This window comes from Psychrobacter sp. UBA2769, assembly GCF_002352555.1.
GTDB lineage: Bacteria > Pseudomonadota > Gammaproteobacteria > Pseudomonadales > Moraxellaceae > Psychrobacter > Psychrobacter maritimus.
The window spans coordinates 26,593-43,809 of sequence record NZ_DEIR01000010.1; the positions used below are offsets into that span (position 1 = coordinate 26,593).

General features: G+C 44.3%; 10 protein-coding genes. 7 read left to right on the top strand and 3 right to left on the bottom strand.

What is annotated here, in order from left to right; genetic code table 11:
* Positions 1-613: 613 nt before the first annotated feature.
* The 3 genes from gltB (at position 614) to B3Q63_RS03480 (ending at position 8,135) form a co-directional block, all read left to right on the top strand.
* Positions 614-5,077, top strand: a complete 4,464-nt coding sequence (gene gltB / locus B3Q63_RS03470; protein ID WP_296173831.1) for a glutamate synthase large subunit — start codon at positions 614-616, stop codon at positions 5,075-5,077.
* Between the two features lie 167 nt (positions 5,078-5,244).
* Entirely contained in the window at positions 5,245-6,666 is a 1,422-nt protein-coding gene (locus tag B3Q63_RS03475; RefSeq protein ID WP_296173832.1) for an FAD-dependent oxidoreductase, read from the top strand.
* A 233-nt stretch (positions 6,667-6,899) separates the two neighbouring features.
* Positions 6,900-8,135 (top strand): FUSC family protein, encoded by a 1,236-nt coding sequence (locus tag B3Q63_RS03480; RefSeq protein WP_296173835.1) that lies wholly within the window; start codon positions 6,900-6,902, stop codon positions 8,133-8,135.
* Between the two features lie 128 nt (positions 8,136-8,263).
* Here B3Q63_RS03480 and B3Q63_RS03485 read toward each other — a convergent pair whose 3' ends face one another.
* A complete protein-coding gene (locus B3Q63_RS03485) occupies positions 8,264-9,376 on the bottom strand; it encodes an ABC transporter substrate-binding protein (RefSeq protein WP_201624685.1) in 1,113 nt (370 codons plus the stop codon).
* A 381-nt stretch (positions 9,377-9,757) separates the two neighbouring features.
* On the opposite strand from B3Q63_RS03485, the gene B3Q63_RS03490 reads away from it, so the two are divergent.
* Both B3Q63_RS03490 and B3Q63_RS03495 read left to right on the top strand, forming a co-directional pair.
* Positions 9,758-10,555 carry a 3-oxoacyl-ACP reductase gene (locus tag B3Q63_RS03490; protein ID WP_296173837.1) on the top strand — a complete coding sequence of 266 codons (798 nt, stop codon included), beginning with the start codon at positions 9,758-9,760 and terminating at the stop codon, positions 10,553-10,555.
* A 112-nt stretch (positions 10,556-10,667) separates the two neighbouring features.
* Positions 10,668-10,931: a hypothetical protein gene (locus tag B3Q63_RS03495; protein WP_296173839.1), complete on the top strand. Its 264-nt coding sequence runs from the start codon at positions 10,668-10,670 to the stop codon at positions 10,929-10,931.
* 189 nt (positions 10,932-11,120) lie between these two features.
* On the opposite strand, the gene B3Q63_RS03500 is transcribed toward B3Q63_RS03495, so the two are convergent.
* Complete coding sequence (locus tag B3Q63_RS03500) at positions 11,121-11,951, bottom strand: HAD family hydrolase (RefSeq protein WP_296173842.1); 831 nt, start codon at positions 11,949-11,951, stop codon at positions 11,121-11,123.
* Positions 11,952-12,299: 348 nt separating this feature from the next.
* Between B3Q63_RS03500 and B3Q63_RS03505 the strand changes: the two genes are divergently transcribed.
* Together B3Q63_RS03505 and B3Q63_RS03510 are read left to right on the top strand one after the other, a co-directional pair.
* Entirely contained in the window at positions 12,300-12,899 is a 600-nt protein-coding gene (locus B3Q63_RS03505; protein WP_296173845.1) for a hemerythrin domain-containing protein, read from the top strand.
* Between the two features lie 118 nt (positions 12,900-13,017).
* Positions 13,018-13,797: a hypothetical protein gene (locus tag B3Q63_RS03510; RefSeq protein ID WP_296173847.1), complete on the top strand. Its 780-nt coding sequence runs from the start codon at positions 13,018-13,020 to the stop codon at positions 13,795-13,797.
* 759 nt (positions 13,798-14,556) lie between these two features.
* On the opposite strand, the gene parC is transcribed toward B3Q63_RS03510, so the two are convergent.
* Complete coding sequence (gene parC, locus B3Q63_RS03515; RefSeq protein ID WP_296173849.1) at positions 14,557-16,878, bottom strand: DNA topoisomerase IV subunit A; 2,322 nt, start codon at positions 16,876-16,878, stop codon at positions 14,557-14,559.
* Positions 16,879-17,217: the final 339 nt, after the last annotated feature.

The following is a 17,217-nucleotide window of genomic DNA, read 5'->3' on the forward strand; positions in this document are numbered from 1 at the left end:
GCTTACGCTCATGTTGTTGTCTCAAGCGCTGCTACTTGCCATCTCTATTAAGCTTATTGCAAGTGGCACAATCTCTCGTTATTACCCTAATTGGGGTCATTAAGGCGCTTGAGTACAGAGCGTCTGATATTCAAATTTGACGGTTTAGGCTAGTGATAGTAGCTACTTTACCCATCATTTTCTTATCATTTACTTGGCGCATTATCTATCGAAGTGGTTAACGCATATCAGCATTTACCAAGGTTTATGCGACTCACATTGGGCGCCTTAACCGCTGAAAGAAAAGCGCAAGCCTGTAAAGACCGATAGTGAATGATGTATAAGGGCTTTAAGGATAAAAGGATAGATAGGGTGATGATCATTTATCTCATCTCCTGAATGCAGTCCTTTTAGTAGCCAACCCTAAAGTAAAGGTTGCAATTACTGTATAGTAATTAGAAGAGTAAAGAGAATCGTGGTAAGTATTTTTATCACCTTTAGAATCTTTACTCTATTTGCACTGCCTGCGTTTTATTAATCCGCTTATGTGAATATATACCCGTTCTGCCTGCGGAGTTTGGTTTGTACATCATCTGAGATGTATATGCTGTCTGCTTACTTAAAAGGACAAGCTATGTCAATGATTTCCTCCTCTACGCATTTGGCGACGCCAGATGACTTCTCTGATAATTGTGGCTTTGGTTTGATTGCTCATATTGAGGGCCAAGCCAGCCATGATTTGGTAAAAACAGCCATTTACAGCTTAAGTTGTATGACCCATCGCGGCGGTGTCGCTGCGGATGGTAAGACAGGTGATGGTTGCGGTTTATTATTGGCGACGCCAAGCGTGTTTTTTAGCAATATTGCGGCTGAGCAAGGGTTTACGCTGACGGCCAATTTTGCAGTAGGTATGGTCTTTGTTAATTTGGACGAGACAAAAGCGCAGTATAGCCGACAGGTGCTCAATGAAGAGCTTAGCGCCCAAGGCTTAGAAGTAGCTGGTTGGCGTGATGTGCCGCTTGATTTGAGTATCGTTGGTGAGATTGGTCGTGAGACCTTACCCGGTTTTCAGCAAGTATTTGTCAATGCAGCAGATGAGCTAGCCGCCGATGATTTTAATCGCAAGTTATTTGTCGCGCGTAAAAAAGCGGAACAGCGTTTGGTTGATGACGAGCTATTTTATGTATGTTCATTAAACTGTCAGACGATTATTTATAAAGGTTTGGTCATGCCATCAGACCTGCCAGCTTTCTTTTTAGACCTGCAAGATACGCGTTTGGCCTCGCATATTGTGGTCTTCCATCAGCGTTTTTCGACCAATACGCTGCCACGTTGGCCACTGGCACAGCCGTTTCGCTATTTGGCGCATAACGGTGAGCTGAATACCATCACCGGCAACCGTAGCTGGTCTGAAGCCCGTACGCCAAAATTAAAATCTGATAAATTGCCCAATTTAAACGAATTGACGCCACTGGTTAATAGCACCGGCTCAGACTCATCAAGCTTAGATAATATGTTAGAAGTACTGATGTCTGGCGGTATGAGTTTATTCCATTCGATGTCGATTCTGGTGCCACCCGCTTGGCAAAATGTCGACAGCATGGATATGGACTTGCGGGCGTTTTATGAATTTTACTCGCAGCATATGGAGGCGTGGGATGGCCCAGCAGGACTAGTGATTCAAGACGGTCGCTATGCGGTATGTATGCTCGACCGTAATGGTCTGCGTCCGTCGCGTTGGGTCACCACCAAAAATGGCTATATCACGGTGGCCTCAGAAGTCGGCGTTTGGGATTATGCGCCAAAAGATGTGCTTGCTAAAGGGCGCGTTGGGCCCGGTCAGATGTTAGTTATCGATACCATGACCGGTCAAATCATGGATACTAAAGCGATTGCGACGTTACTCAAAAAAGCGCATCCATATCGTAAATGGCTGCGCGAAGAAGCAACCCGCATCCGCGATGATGAGCGCTTAGAAGAAGAGTTAGCCGCACAAGCCTGCCGCGGCGAGCCGCTAAAAGCATTGCAAAAAATGTATCACATCACCAATGAAGAGCGCACCGAAATCATCCGCCCTAATGCCGAAAATGGTCAAGAGCCAGTCGGTTCGATGGGCGATGATACGCCTATGGCAGTGCTGTCGCAGCAAATTCGCCATGTCGGCGACTTTTTCCGCCAGCAGTTCGCACAGGTGACCAATCCACCGATTGATCCATTGCGCGAGTCAATCGTGATGTCGCTACAGACTTGCTTAGGGGCTGAGACCAATGTGTTTGCGCCATCAGCACGCGACGCCCATCGTATTATCTTATCGTCGCCAGTTTTATCAGCCAGTAAAATGCAGCAGCTCGAAACTTTGGCTGATCCAGCGTTCCAAATGGCGCGTATCGATTTAAACTACGATGCTAATCTTGAGTTATCAGCCGCCATCAAAGCTATCTGTGAGCAAGTGGCAAACAGCATCCGTGCGGGTTTTACTTTGATTGTCTTGTCTGATAAAAACATTACTGCCGATAAAGTACCGGCCAATGCCATTATGGTCACCGGTGCGGTACATCATTATCTGATAGCACAAGATATTCGTACCGATGCCAATTTAATTATCGAGACAGGCTTGGCGCGCGATTCGCATCAAGTAGCGGTATTGATTGGCTTTGGCGCGACCTGTATTTATCCATATTTAGCTTATGATGTCATCGATGATTTGGTAGCGACTGGCGAACTGCTTGGCGATCCGATTCAAGCGCGGGTAAATTTCCGTAAAGGCTTGGATAAAGGGTTGCTAAAAATCTTATCAAAAATGGGTATCTCAACCATTGTCTCTTATCGCGGCGCGCAATTATTTGAAGCGGTTGGGCTCTCTGAAGAAGTGGTAAGCTTATGCTTTAAAGGTGTGCAAAGCCGTATTAAGGGCGCAACTTTTGCCGATTTAGCTGCCGATCAAGCACAATTGGCTGCTAATGCCTTTAAACGTCGTGCGCCCCTCGATCAAGGTGGCCTGCTGAAGTTTGTCTTTAATAAAGAATACCATGCCTTTAATCCTGACGTCATTAATAGCCTACATACCGCTGTACGGACAGGCAATTATGATAATTATCGTCATTATGCCGATTTGGTTAATAGCCGTCCCGTTGCAACCTTGCGAGATTTGCTGCAATTAAGAACCGATAACTCTATCGATGTTAATGAGGTCGAAGATATCTCGGCAATCTTGACGCGCTTTGATTCAGCAGGGATGTCGCTAGGGGCGCTATCACCCGAAGCCCATGAAGCGATTGCCATGGCGATGAATACCATTGGCGGGCGCTCAAACTCTGGTGAGGGCGGGGAAGATCCAGTACGTTATGGCACGTTGCGTAATTCAAAAATCAAGCAAATCGCCTCTGGTCGATTTGGGGTGACACCGGCCTATCTGCGTTCAGCAGAAGTGATGCAGATTAAGGTCGCTCAAGGCGCAAAACCCGGTGAAGGTGGTCAGCTGCCGGGTGGTAAGGTCAATGCGTTAATCGCCCGTCTGCGTTATTCTGTACCCGGGGTAACCCTCATATCACCGCCGCCGCATCATGATATTTATTCGATTGAAGATTTGGCGCAGCTGATTTTTGATTTAAAACAAGTCAATCCAGATGCTTTAGTTTCGGTAAAATTGGTCTCGCGTCCCGGTGTTGGTACGATTGCAACGGGCGTGGCAAAAGCCTACGCCGATTTGATTACCATCTCAGGCTATGATGGCGGCACAGCAGCGTCGCCACTATCCTCTATCCATCATGCAGGCTCGCCATGGGAGCTAGGGCTTGCTGAAACCCATCAATCGCTACGTGTTAATGGCTTGCGTGATAAAGTCCGTATCCAAACCGATGGTGGTCTAAAAACCGGTCTTGATGTGGTCAAAGCCGCTATTCTCGGTGCTGAAAGCTTTGGCTTTGGTACCACGCCGATGATTGCGGTTGGTTGTAAATATTTGCGCATTTGCCATCTTAATAACTGTCCGACCGGCGTTGCCACCCAAAAAGCCCAGCTCCGCGATGAGCACTTCATTGGCGAAGCAGAAATGCTCATTAACTTCTTTAAATTTGTCGCGACTGAAACGCGTGAATGGCTTGCGGCATTAGGCGTACGCAGTATGGAAGAGCTGGTCGGACGTACTGACTTGCTTGAAGTATTAGAAGGTAATACCGATAAGCAGCGTCATTTGGATTTAACGCCGTTATTATTTAGCCATCCAGCCAGTAGCGGCAAAGCGCAAACCTGTCAGGTTGCGCGTAATGAGCCATTTGATAAAGGTTTGCTTGCTGAGCAAATGATTAATGATATGCTGCTGAGTATCCGTCAGGGTAGCGGCGGCGATTATAGCTACGCCGTCGGCAACTGTGATCGCTCTATCGGTGCGCGTATTTCAGGTGAGATTGCACAGGTATGGGGCAATATTGGCATGAGTGATATGCCCATTAAGCTGCATTTAAACGGAACCGCAGGGCAAAGTCTCGGTGTTTGGAATGCGGGCGGCTTGCATATTGAGCTTGAAGGTGATGCCAATGACTATGTCGGTAAAGGCATGGCGGGCGGTGAGATTGTGATTTATCCACCGAAAGACTCAAGCTTTCATGCGCAAGAAACTGCTATCATCGGTAATACCTGTTTGTATGGTGCAACAGGCGGTAAGCTATATGCTGCTGGCACGGCGGGCGAGCGTTTTGGCGTACGTAACTCTGGCGCGCATGCGGTCATCGAAGGTACAGGCGATCATTGCTGCGAGTATATGACCGGCGGTATCATTACCATCCTTGGTCGTACGGGTCTGAATTTTGGCGCCGGTATGACGGGCGGATTTGCGTATGTGCTCGATATGGATGGTGACTTTTTTGACCGCTGTAATCATGAGCTGATTGATTTAAACCGTATCTCGAGTGAGCAAATGGAAGGTCATCGTATTTACTTGCAACACGTTATTGAAACCCATGTCGATAAAACCGGTAGTGCGTGGGGGCAGACCATCTTAGCGGACTTTGAGCATTATGCGCGTAAGTTCTATTTGGTGAAGCCCAAAGCGGCAAACGTTGCGACCTTGCTTAAGACCACGACGGCTGATCCACAATAAATGGAATGAGTTAGCAAGAGGTTTACGAGCAGTTTTAACTCATAGCTTTAATGCACATTTTAAGCAGGTAAATGACAGCCCGTATCCGTAAATTTGCCTTATTGAGGCTGCAGATATTGGCTGTCGTTAGCCACTATAAAATACCTCTATATAAAAGAGACAATACCATGGCAAAACGCTTAGAGAATAGTTTTCAGTTTTTAGATGTACCACGCCTTGAGCCCACCAAAAAAGACATCGCCACCCGTTCAACCGAGTTCGTCGAAATTTATCATCCATTTGAAAGTGAATCAGTAGCGCAGCAATCGCATCGCTGCCTTGAATGCGGTAACCCGTACTGTGAGTGGAAATGTCCGGTACATAACTACATTCCCAATTGGCTTAAATTGGCGAGTGAAGGTCAGATATTTCAAGCGGCAGAATTGTGCCACCGTACCAATACTTTGCCTGAGGTTTGTGGACGTGTCTGCCCGCAAGACCGCTTATGTGAAGGCGCTTGTACCTTAAACGACGGCTTTGGCGCGGTGACTATTGGCAATGTTGAGAAGTATATCAACGACACCGCTTTTGCCCTTGGCTGGCGTCCTGATATGTCCGATGTGATTTGGACGGACAAAAAAGTCGCTATTATTGGGGCTGGACCCGCAGGTTTAGGCTGTGCAGATATCTTAGTCAGAAATGGCGTGACGCCTGTTATTTTTGATAAACGCCCAGAAATTGGTGGCTTATTAACCTTTGGTATTCCAGAGTTTAAAATGGAAAAAGACGTCATGCGCAACCGCCGTGTCATCTTTGAAGGCATGGGCATGGAGTTTCGTTTAGAGACCGAAATCGGTACCGATGTCAGTATTGATGAGCTGTTAGGCGAGTATGATGCGGTATTTATGGGCATGGGTACTTACACCTATATGCGCGGCGGCTTTGCAGGTGAAGAGCTAGAGGGCGTCTATGATGCGCTAGATTACCTGATTGCAAACGTCAATCGCTGTAACGACTGGGAGAAAAATCCAGAAGAATATATCGATTTAAAAGGTAAAAAAGTGGTGGTGCTAGGCGGCGGTGATACGGCGATGGACTGTAACCGTACCAGTATCCGTCAAGGGGCGCAGCAAGTGGTTTGTGCTTATCGCCGCGATGAAGAAAATATGCCCGGCTCCCGCCGCGAAGTGGTCAATGCGCGCGAAGAGGGTGTTGAGTTTTTATTCAATCGTCAACCGACAGAAATTATTGGTTTAAATGGTAAAGTGAACGCGGTCAAAGTGATTACCACTCATCTAGGCGCACCTGACAACCGTGGTCGCCAGCGCCCCGAGCCCATTCCCAATTCAGAAGAAATTATCCCCTGCGATGCGGTTATTTTGGCCTTTGGTTTCCGTCCTAGCCCTGCTGATTGGTTTGCAGGGCAGCAAATCACGATGGACAGCTCGGGTCGGGTCGTAGCCGCCGAAAAACAAACCTTTAAATTTCAAACCAGTAACCCCAAAATCTTTGCTGGTGGTGATATGGTACGCGGCTCTGATTTGGTCGTGACAGCGATTTGGGAAGGTCGTGAAGCGGCAGAAGGTATTCTAGATTTCTTAGAGGTGTAGCATTTGGCTCTAGCAATAGATAGTGCTTAGCCAGATATTCTCAGCTAAGCACTATCTTGGCGTGCTTTTTTGTTGTTATGTGCTAGCATGTTTTGACCTTTAACGTCTTTTATCTTTTAATAGATGAAAGGCGTTATTTTTTGACCATTGCTTTATTATCGCTTTATCAATAGTTAAGCTAGCAGTTATTATTTAACTGCATTTTTATTCATTTATTATAAGAGATACCCTGCGTGAAACCGACTTTTTGGCAACGATTTACCGCCCCATTTGTAGAGCCTTATGCCCGTTATCAGCATGCAGATGTTTTGCATGCCATACGTTTGGGTCTGGCTGTACTTATTGCGCTCTTGTTAAATGAGTTTACGCACTTGCCGCATGGTGAGTGGACGACCATTACCGTGTTCGTGATTTTGGGTTTGTTGCAATATCAAGGGGCGATTTATACCAAGGCTAAAGAGCGGATATTGGGTACTTTGCTTGGGGTAGTGGTTGGGCTTAGCTTCTTATGGCTGATTAAAGATATCGGTGGCTGGCTGTGGTTGTATTATGGGCTGATTGGCATTATCAGTGGCATCATCGGTTATGTGGCAGTCAAGCAATTGGGCTATATCGGTCTGCTGACAGGTATTACCATGCTGATGATTGTGTCGAGTCCTGACCATAGCAATATTACTCAAGATGGCTTATATCGCGCGTTCAATATTTTGCTTGGTGCAGGAGTAGCAGTGGCCGCGACGTTAATTTTACCGTTGAAGTCAACGTTGATGTGGCGGTTTTTATTGGCAAGCAATCTTGAAACCTGCAGTAATTTGTACGCTGGGGTTGGCAATCATATTGATGCGGAAGTTTTGGTACCTAAGCCATTTAAATATAGTAAGGCGACCAGTTCAGCCAGTATTATTTATCCAAAGAGCAGCTCTGTACCAGATACACCCGTTAATAAATCTTTGGTCAAAGCCCTACAAAAAATCAATAAGCGCTTGCTTGCCGTGCGTCCGCATATCGCCGCGACAGCCAGTGAATCAGGCATTGAAAAAGAAACGCTAGAGACCATTCAGCGTACCCATCGTAATATTATTGGTACGATTGATTTATTATTAAGTGCCGCGCCGCGCTTGGCGAATATTGAGATTGACGATGAAAACCATATTTTGCTTATCCATTATCAGCATGAATTAACGCAAGCGATGCAGCATATGGCGGCGGTATTACGTAGCCCAAACGATGAGGTATTTCGTCCTATTACGCGCATTGCGGTATCAGAATATCCAAGTGTAGAAAACTTAGGCTTTGAGTGGCAAGGTTATTTTTGGTTAACTCAAACCTTACAACTACAACTGCAGCGGCTCAGTGATTTGCTACAAACCACCAAGCCGCAATGGTTTGCCGCCTCGGGTCTGCGTTATCAGCGCCGCGAGCAGCGCCGTATTGAGCATAAAGGCAGCGAAACTGATTTGCATTTATAAATAGAAAAATAAATAAAAGACAAATAAAAAACGCTGACTCTATAAGGTCAGCGTTTTTTTATAGCCATATTTATTAAAAACAGCTAATAATCACCCACCATTAAGAATCATATTTTAACAAACAATGATTAACGACCGGTTTTTAGCTTATCCCAATACTGCTGATAGACTTGCAAGGCTTCATCACCGACATCTTCTTGGAATTCAGCTTTTGCTAGGACATCTTTGCTTGGATAAATGGTTGGATTGTTTCTAACCTCTTCTGGCATCATCTCACGTGCAGCGATGTTAGGCGAGGCATAACCAATCTCTTCGCTGACGATTTTAGAGTTCTCAGGACGCAGTAAGTAGTCAATAAACTTGTGTGCTGCATCGACCTGTTTGGCGTTTTTTGGAATCACAAAGTTATCCATCCATAAGATAGCGCCCTCAGTTGGGTATTTATACACCAAGCTGGTCAAGCCTTCGTTATTGGCGATGATAGCTTCGCCATTCCAACTCATACCAACCGTGGTTTCGCCTTCCATATACGGCATGCGCGAGGCGTCCGAGTTGAAGGTTTTTACATTTGGCATCAAGGTCGTCAGCTTCTCATAAGCAGCTTTGATTTCGTCAGGGTTTTTACTATTACCTGAATAGCCAAGGGTCAATAGCGCCATACCAAATACTTCGCGCATATCATTCATCAGCATCACTTGACCTTTATACTCAGGACGCCATAAGTCATTCCAGCTATTTACGGTCGCAGGATCAACCGCTTCGCCATTGATGGCAAGACCGGTGCTGCCCCACATGTAAGGAATCGAATATTTGTTTTCTGGGTCAACTTTGGTATTGGTGAATGAGGTGTCAAGGTTCTTAAAGTTGCTTAATTTGGATTTATCCAGCTCTTGTAGCAGCCCTTCTTTGGCCATTTTTTCGACATAATACGTCGATGGAATCGCTAAATCATATTGGCTAGAATCATCAAGCAATTTAAGCTTGGCGTACATGGCTTCGTTAGAGTCAAAGGTGGTGTAATTGACCCGAATGCCCGTCTCTTCGGTAAAGCCATCGAGAATTTCCTGCGGCATATACTCAGACCAGTTATACAAATTAAGCGTTTCTGTACTGGCAGTTGTGCCGTCAGTTGCCGCATTGTCAGAGTTGCTACAGCTGGCAAGTGCAAGTCCGACTGTCACCGCTAAAAGCGCTTTTGGCAGTATACGAGCGGCAGGGTGGGATGATGATAAATGGGTCAAAATATCTCTCCTAAATAAGAATGATGCAAATGAGTAAAAGTTAGATGGTAGATAGTTAATGCTAAGTGCTAAGTGCTAAGTGTTGAATACTAAATATAAGCTATCGAGCCAAATGTAAAACTATTATGGCTATGATTGTGAATAATTTAAAGGGTAAGGATGCAACCGATATTCATACCACTATTAACGCTCATGCTGATAACTGGTTAAAAATTATTTACAAGTAATAGTATGAGGTTTTCCGCTAAACTTTTGTAAGATAGTAAGCGCAAATAATCATGTTATGATGGGCGCTGGTTTATTTTTCAGCCATCACTTAACAACATAGTTTATATAAAACAAATAGATTAACCATAACACAATAATAAAGGATGCAACATCATGACTCAGAGTAACCCACTGATTCCAGCGCTGCTCACGGATAAAGTCGCTATTGTCACTGGCGCTAGTCGCGGACTTGGCGCTCAGATTGCTGAGCAAATGGCAGCAGCAGGCGCACGCGTTTGCGTCAATTACCTTAGTAGTAAAGGCGCTGCCGACCAAGTGGTTGCCGATATCATTGCCGCAGGTGGTCAAGCATTTGCTTATCAAGCTGATGTTAGCGATTTAGCACAAATGCAAGCGCTAGCAGCTGAAGTGGTTGCGCGTTATGGTCGCATTGATATATTGGTCAATAACGCCTTGCCAAGTTATCAGTTTAATCCCAGTGCCGACTATACCAGTATCGAAACCGTCAAATGGGCGCATTTTTCGCAGCAGCTTGACGGTATTGTCAAAGGTGCGGTCAATAGCGTGCAAGCGGTACTACCACAAATGAAAACGCAAAAAATGGGCAAGATTATCAATATCTCAACCAATCTTGTTTATAATCCGGTGGTCACTTATTACGACTATACCACTGCCAAATCCGCATTGATTGGGCTGACGCGTAACTTGGCTGCGGAGCTTGGACAATACGGCATCCGCGTTAACTTGCTGGCAGGTGGATTGCTACAAACCACGGATGCGAGCCGTTTAACGACTGAAGAAGTCTTTGATTATATCGCCACCACCACGCCATTACGACAAGCAACCTCGGTGGCTGACTTTGCCAATTCGGTGCTATTAATGGCGTCTGATTTGAGCTTGGCCATCACCGGACAGTCTATCGCTGTCGATGGTGGTTTGACGATGCCTTAAGGCTTTGAGGTCATGATGCTTTGATATCTAAACGTTGATAAAAATAGCAAGATAAAATAAAAAACAAGCGCAGTTCTAACCACATTGATTAACTAAGAGATAGAGGAATAAGATGAATAACCGTAAACGAGCTGGAATCATCGCGGCAATAATTGGGATGGTCGCTTTTATGATGATGTTCCATGCTGGCTCACCGACGCCTATCTTAAACTGGCCGGGGGAGACTTATATGGGCTTGGCATTTACCATTGGTTGGCTGAGTAGTGTGCCCAATTGGCTGGCCTATGTACTGGCAGCGCTGGTGCTTATCCTGATGGTCGTCGGCTTTTATAAAATTGGTGGCTGGGTTTATAGTCTGATGACAAGGAAGCGTTAAGTTCTTTTTTACTCTATATTTAATTATTCAGATAGTTATATGCGGCATTATTCTTGCGACCAGCTGTGAGTTATCAACCAAAAATTAGCAATGACTAGAAAAACAAAAACCCTTGTCAGCGATTGGCAAGGGGTTTTTTTTGGTTATAAAGATAAACGCTATGACTACTTTATCTTAAGATTCTTATACTTATGATGCTATCTTAAATTGTTCAAGCACTGCTTGTATTCCGTACTCTTCAATCGTGCCAGTGACGAAGTCTGCGCGCTCAATCAACGCGGGCTGAGCATCGCCCATCGCTACTGCATAGCCGACCAAATCAAACATCTCTAAATCATTCATGCCATCGCCGAACGCCATACATTCACGTGCATCTACGCCATAATACTGACAGACGTCTTTGATACCGCGTGCTTTAGAGGCGTTTGCTGGCAGAATATCTGCGCCAATATGATGCCAATGTACCAGCTTTAAATCGTCCTCTGCAAAGTCGATATCTTGCATCTTCTCTTCTGGATTGTTAAAAAATACTGAGCATTGATAAACCGTATTTGCCTTATGATAATCTGGGTCAAGAATAGAGTTTGGCGTTATGGCGTTGTATTCACGCAAGCGGGCGTTTTCACCTGACCATGCGATATGCGTCGCCGAGTCAAACTTATGAATCAGCTCGCTTGTTTCACATAACTGGACGATTTTGTCCGTCTGCTCAGCAGATAAAGGGTAATGACTGATGACACCCTTATTATCAAAGCTATATTGCCCATTCATACAAATAATCGCATCTAAGACATCAGCTTCAAACAAAGCTAAAATATCTGCTGGCAATATCGCTTTAGAGCGTCCCGTCGAAATCACCAATTTAATATCAGTTTTGGCAAGCGCTTCAAGGGTCGCTTGGTTGTGCGTAGCGATGATGCCATTACGGCTGAGCGTGTCATCAATGTCAAAAAATATCACTTTTGGCACAGGCAATGTATGCTTCATACTAGCTGGCGCCGCCTTATCTACAATAAACATGAGTATCCTTTATATTTGAAAAACGACTATTTAGGTAATTAGAGCAGGTATAAAAATTCGTTGAGATTTGCTTAATAATTTTAAGTATTATTGCTAATAATAATGTAGTTTGTATTTATCAATAAGTACTCAATTTTATATGACTAAAAATACAGCAATAGGGTGGTTATGACTCATTTATGTAGCGCTTTTATAACGATAAATACCTTTCATATTTAGAAGGCGCTGGCCAGTAAACGGTTGATTTTATACTTTTTGACTTTATATAAGCTCTAAATAAAAATAGCATTTCGTTTAGTATTCTTAATAAATATATAAAATGCAAACTTGCCCGATAAGGACAGCATAATGAGCTTATCTACCGAAAATAATATGAGTCAAAAAGCCTTAGACGATGATTTATTTACTTTGTCGCCGCGTCATCCTGACAGTCGGCTTGAGACGGATTGGTTGTTCTTATTCAACAAGCTACCGCCAGATCAATGGTTTAGCGCAGATTATGCTTACAAAACATCGGGCTGGCTAAAAGTACATACTAACATACGCAAGCGTCAGCGTATCTTGACACAGATAAGTGAGGTTTATCAATCTGGCGAGTACGACTGGGCAGCGTATCGCTCGCAGATGCTTAAGCGTATCAATATGCATATCCTTAAATTGCATCAACATCATGGCGTCGAGGATGAGGGGTTTTTCCCTGAGTTTATTCGGATGTATCCGCAGCTACAGGCAGGGTTTGAGATATTGGGTCGCGACCATGTGCGCTTGGATGCGCTACTCGATAAGCTGCAAGTGCAAAACGATACGTTGGCGAGAAGTGAGGTTGAGGATAAAATGCTGGCAGAGCAGTTGCATCAGACTTTGGTGGAGGCGACCGAACTACTCTCGCAGCATTTGACCGATGAAGAGGATTTAGTCATTCCGATTTTGGGGTTAAGGCAGGGTTAGGAGTTGAGTATTGGGCCTTAAATTGTTCTATTCATTAATGAAACAACGTTGCAGCTTGTAAAATACTAAAACTACTCCTAAAATTCTGGGAGGTGTCTTCAACGGAATTGATATTGTGATGAACGATAAAGAACAAGCTCGTACTGATGCGATCGTAGAAGTGCTACATCATGGAGCGGGTTTAAATGATAGCAGTATCAAGGGTACGTTCAGAATTATTGGCAAAAAAATTGCGGGTGAAATTCCACTAGGTGCAGAGTCTCCCACGTTCGCTACTCGAAAGCGTATGATATTGTTCAGCTTGCAGTTTAGTCGAATAAGAAATTTCTTACAGTTTTTTCTCGCGCTATTAATGTTATTCATAGTCATCCTGATGGTATGGGCGACATACCCCAGCGTGATATGGTGGCTGTTTCTTATGAGCGCAGTCTTAGCCTATTGGGCGTACTCGTCAATAAGTAGCTTTGTCAGGAAAGGAAGATTAATCTCTGTTATCAAAGCGCAGCAACAACTTTATCCAGACCCTGTCATTAAAGCACAGACGCAACGTGTATATGATGTACAAAAACATGCCAAGCAATTTGCTCAGTCTCGTTTAGCCAGTCGTTTTATTGCCCTATTTATTATGCTGATGAGTGCTTATACGATGAATTTGTATACTGCTGATATGCCAACACAACTAAAGCACTTTTGCTTTTTAGCACCGTTTACGTTTATGCTCGCTGTTGGGATCATGTTTTATCCCATTAGCAAAGCTGAAAGCCTGCATCTATACGGTGTTACCCAAATACCCTTTAAATATATGCCCTTTGGCATGAAGCTGTGTTTATTTATTGGTGCATTGTTGAGTGTGACCATGTTTGTTGTAGATGCTTTTGGCATCAATGTGTTTAGTTAGTTCCAACGTCAGAGTAAGGTATACAGTGAGCTGAAGTTGGAGCAGATTCTAATAAAGCTTTTCTCACCTTGTTTTGGAAATTTTTAGAAGAAAGGGTTTATCCGTCTAGTTGAAGTGGCGCGGATATTGATAGGATTATGACTAACTCTAATGATTCGAGTATTGGTTTTTTTAGCATGGTTTGCTGAGCTAAAAGCCCAGCCTACGCTAGTTAAATCCTTCAAGTATTAGTTTGAAATTTCAGCTCAAGCCAAGTAAATTTACAATAACTTAAATTTCTAACCATTTTTGGAGATATTTTTTTAAGGACTAGTATTAGAAGAGGAATAACAAAGCTTCTTTTTACATTAGGATTGCTACTACTAATACTACATGTGATACTTTATTTTATTATGCAGGTCTATGTTTTTAATCCATACTGGATTATGCTTATAGTATGTTTGGTTTACTTAATAATAATTTATAAAAACCCGAAGGATAAATTGCGTTTAAGGTTCTTTATTTATTTCATAGCACTTGCGAATATTTTTACTATTTATGGCTTTGGTGTATTTTGTCATGGAGATTATAATTTCAATATAATTGGTCAGTCCTTTTGCCTAAATTTAAGCCCAATCCTAAGCAAGGATCTTAATTCTAATCAGTTGGCTTTATATTTATCAGGTGTTGTCAGTTTACTGATTATAGAAATATCGTATTGGCTGAGGTAAACAGTAAGCCAGACTTTTAGCCCAGCTTACTCAAACTTAAAAACTTAAACTACCCAACCTCAACACTCGTCACATTCTGAAAGCCTCTTGGCAACTGCCCACCACGATTACCACGAGTGCCCGTATAATTGGCTAAATCATTAGGCTTTAGCGTCACATGACGTTTGCCAGCGGTAATGATTAGGCTGTCTTGCTGACTGAGTGGCGTGATGGCAAGCACCTCTTCACCGTCTTTTAATTTAATCAGCTTATTACCTTTACCACGAGCCTGTTCAGGCAAATCATCAAGAGCAAATATCAATAGATATCCCGCATTGGTCACGACAGCAACATGGTCAGGCATCGCGCTTGCGCTGCTATTTTCCCCTTCGGCATTTTCGTTATTAGCATTGGCAGTCATATCCGCTGGCGCATCGATACGCGCAACAGGAAGCAAGCGACTATCAGCTGCTAGGTTGATAATGTTTTTACCCGCTTTTTGATTGCTATCGAGATTGCCAATAGTATTAATAAAACCATAACCTGCTGAGCTGGCTAGGATGATACGCTGATCATCCGCACCCGTTAATAGCTGCTCAAAGCTAGCACCTGCTGGCGGTTTGAGTACGCTGGTCAGCGGATCGCCTTGACCACGGGCGGATGCGAGGCTATGCGCATCGATACTATAACTGCGTCCAGTGCTATCGAGCACGTAGACTCTCTCATTGGATTTAGCGCGCACGTGGGCTTGATAGCTATCACCTGAACGATAGGTCATGCCAGAAGCATCGACGTCATGCCCTTTAGCTGCGCGAATCCAGCCTGCTTTCGATAGAATGGCGGTGACAGGCTCACTCGGTACGAGGTCAGACTCTTTTAACGCTTGCGCTTCCTCGCGTTCCGCCAATTGTGATACGCGCTCGTTGCCGTGTTCTTTCATATCGGCGGTAAGCTCATCAATCATCAGATTGGTCAGGCTGTCTGGATTGTCCAAGTATTCTTGAATGATAGCGCGTTCAGCAGCTAGCTCATCTTGCTCGCGGCGCAGCTCAATCTCTTCTAGTTTAGCGAGCTGGCGCAGACGAATGTCCAAGATAGCATTGGCTTGTATCTCAGTCAGGTCATAGTCTTGCATCAATGATAATTTTGGATCGTCTTCTTCACGAATAATACGAATGACTTCATCGATATTCAGATAAGCAATCAGCAAACCTGCAAGGATATGCAAGCGCTTATCGATCTTATCGAGGCGATATTGCAAACGGCGCGTGACCACTGAGCGGCGACAGACGAGCCATTCTTCAAGGATTTCTTTGAGGTTTTTGACTTGTGGCTTACCATTTAGGCCAATCATATTCATATTGACGCGGTAATTGCTCTCTAAATCAGTACTGGCAAACAAATGACTCATGACGCGCTGCACATCGACGCGGGTAGATTTTAGCTCTAAGACGATACGGCAAGCGTTTTCATGGTCTGATTCATCGTGAATATCAGTAATCCAAGGCAGCTTTTTATCCGTCATGAGCTTAGCGATTTGCTCTTGAATCTTATTGCCTGACACTTGGTAAGGAAGCGCATCGATGATGACGAGATTTTTTTCTTTTGGGTCAATATGAAAGGTGGCGCGCATTTTATAGCTGCCGCGACCAGTCTCATACATCGCCTGCAAGTCTTTTTTACTGGTAATAATTTCAGCTGGCGTTGGCAAATCAGGTGCTGGTATTGATTGGGTTAATTGCTTAACCGATAGCTCAGGATTTTTTAGCAAACGAATAGCGGCGCGTACCACTTCATTAAGGTTATGCGGCGGGATATCGGTTGCCATACCGACGGCAATACCGGTCGTACCATTCAATAAAATATTTGGCAGGCGGGCAGGCAGGGTGGTTGGCTCTTGCATGGTGCCATCGAAGTTATCTTGCCAATCAACGGTGCCTTGTCCGAGTTCTGCAAGCAAGGTATTAGCATAAGCCGACATTTTGGCTTCGGTATAGCGCATCGCGGCAAAGGACTTAGGGTCATCGGGGCTACCCCAGTTACCTTGACCCGTGATCAGCGGATAGCGATAACTAAACGGCTGTGCCATCAGAACCATCGCCTCATAACAGGCGCTATCACCATGCGGATGATATTTACCCAGCACGTCACCGACGGTACGCGCAGACTTTTTCGCTTTCGCTGTCGATTTTAGCCCAAGCTCGCTCATCGCATAGACGATACGGCGCTGGACAGGTTTCAGGCCATCAGCGATATTGGGCAGCGCCCGATCCATGATGACGTACATGGCATAGTTGAGATAAGCTTGCTCGGTAAACTCCGCGACTGAGCGGGTATCCATTGGTTCATTTGGGATAATGGGTGTAATGGTATTATCAATAACATCGGACATAAAATAGGGTTCACTTATCAGTTTTAATAGGTATAAATAATTGGTGCAAGCATGCAAATAGGATAGTGCTATCGTAAAGGATATTGGCAAAATTAAAAAGGCATAAGTCAGAATAGACGACAGGTCGTGACGTGCTAGATAGACGTGCTGATTGCGTTTTGGCTGATAGCTTTTACAAAATAAGAGAAGTATAGTGAATCAGACGCATATGGTTTGTCTTTTTACTAAGCGCCTGTTTCATAAGGCACTATGCAATAGTGCTCAGCAATAATTATTATAAAGGCTGTAACACGGAACTGTTATCATCGAACTGTCTATCCAAGCCGTCTATCTATCCAA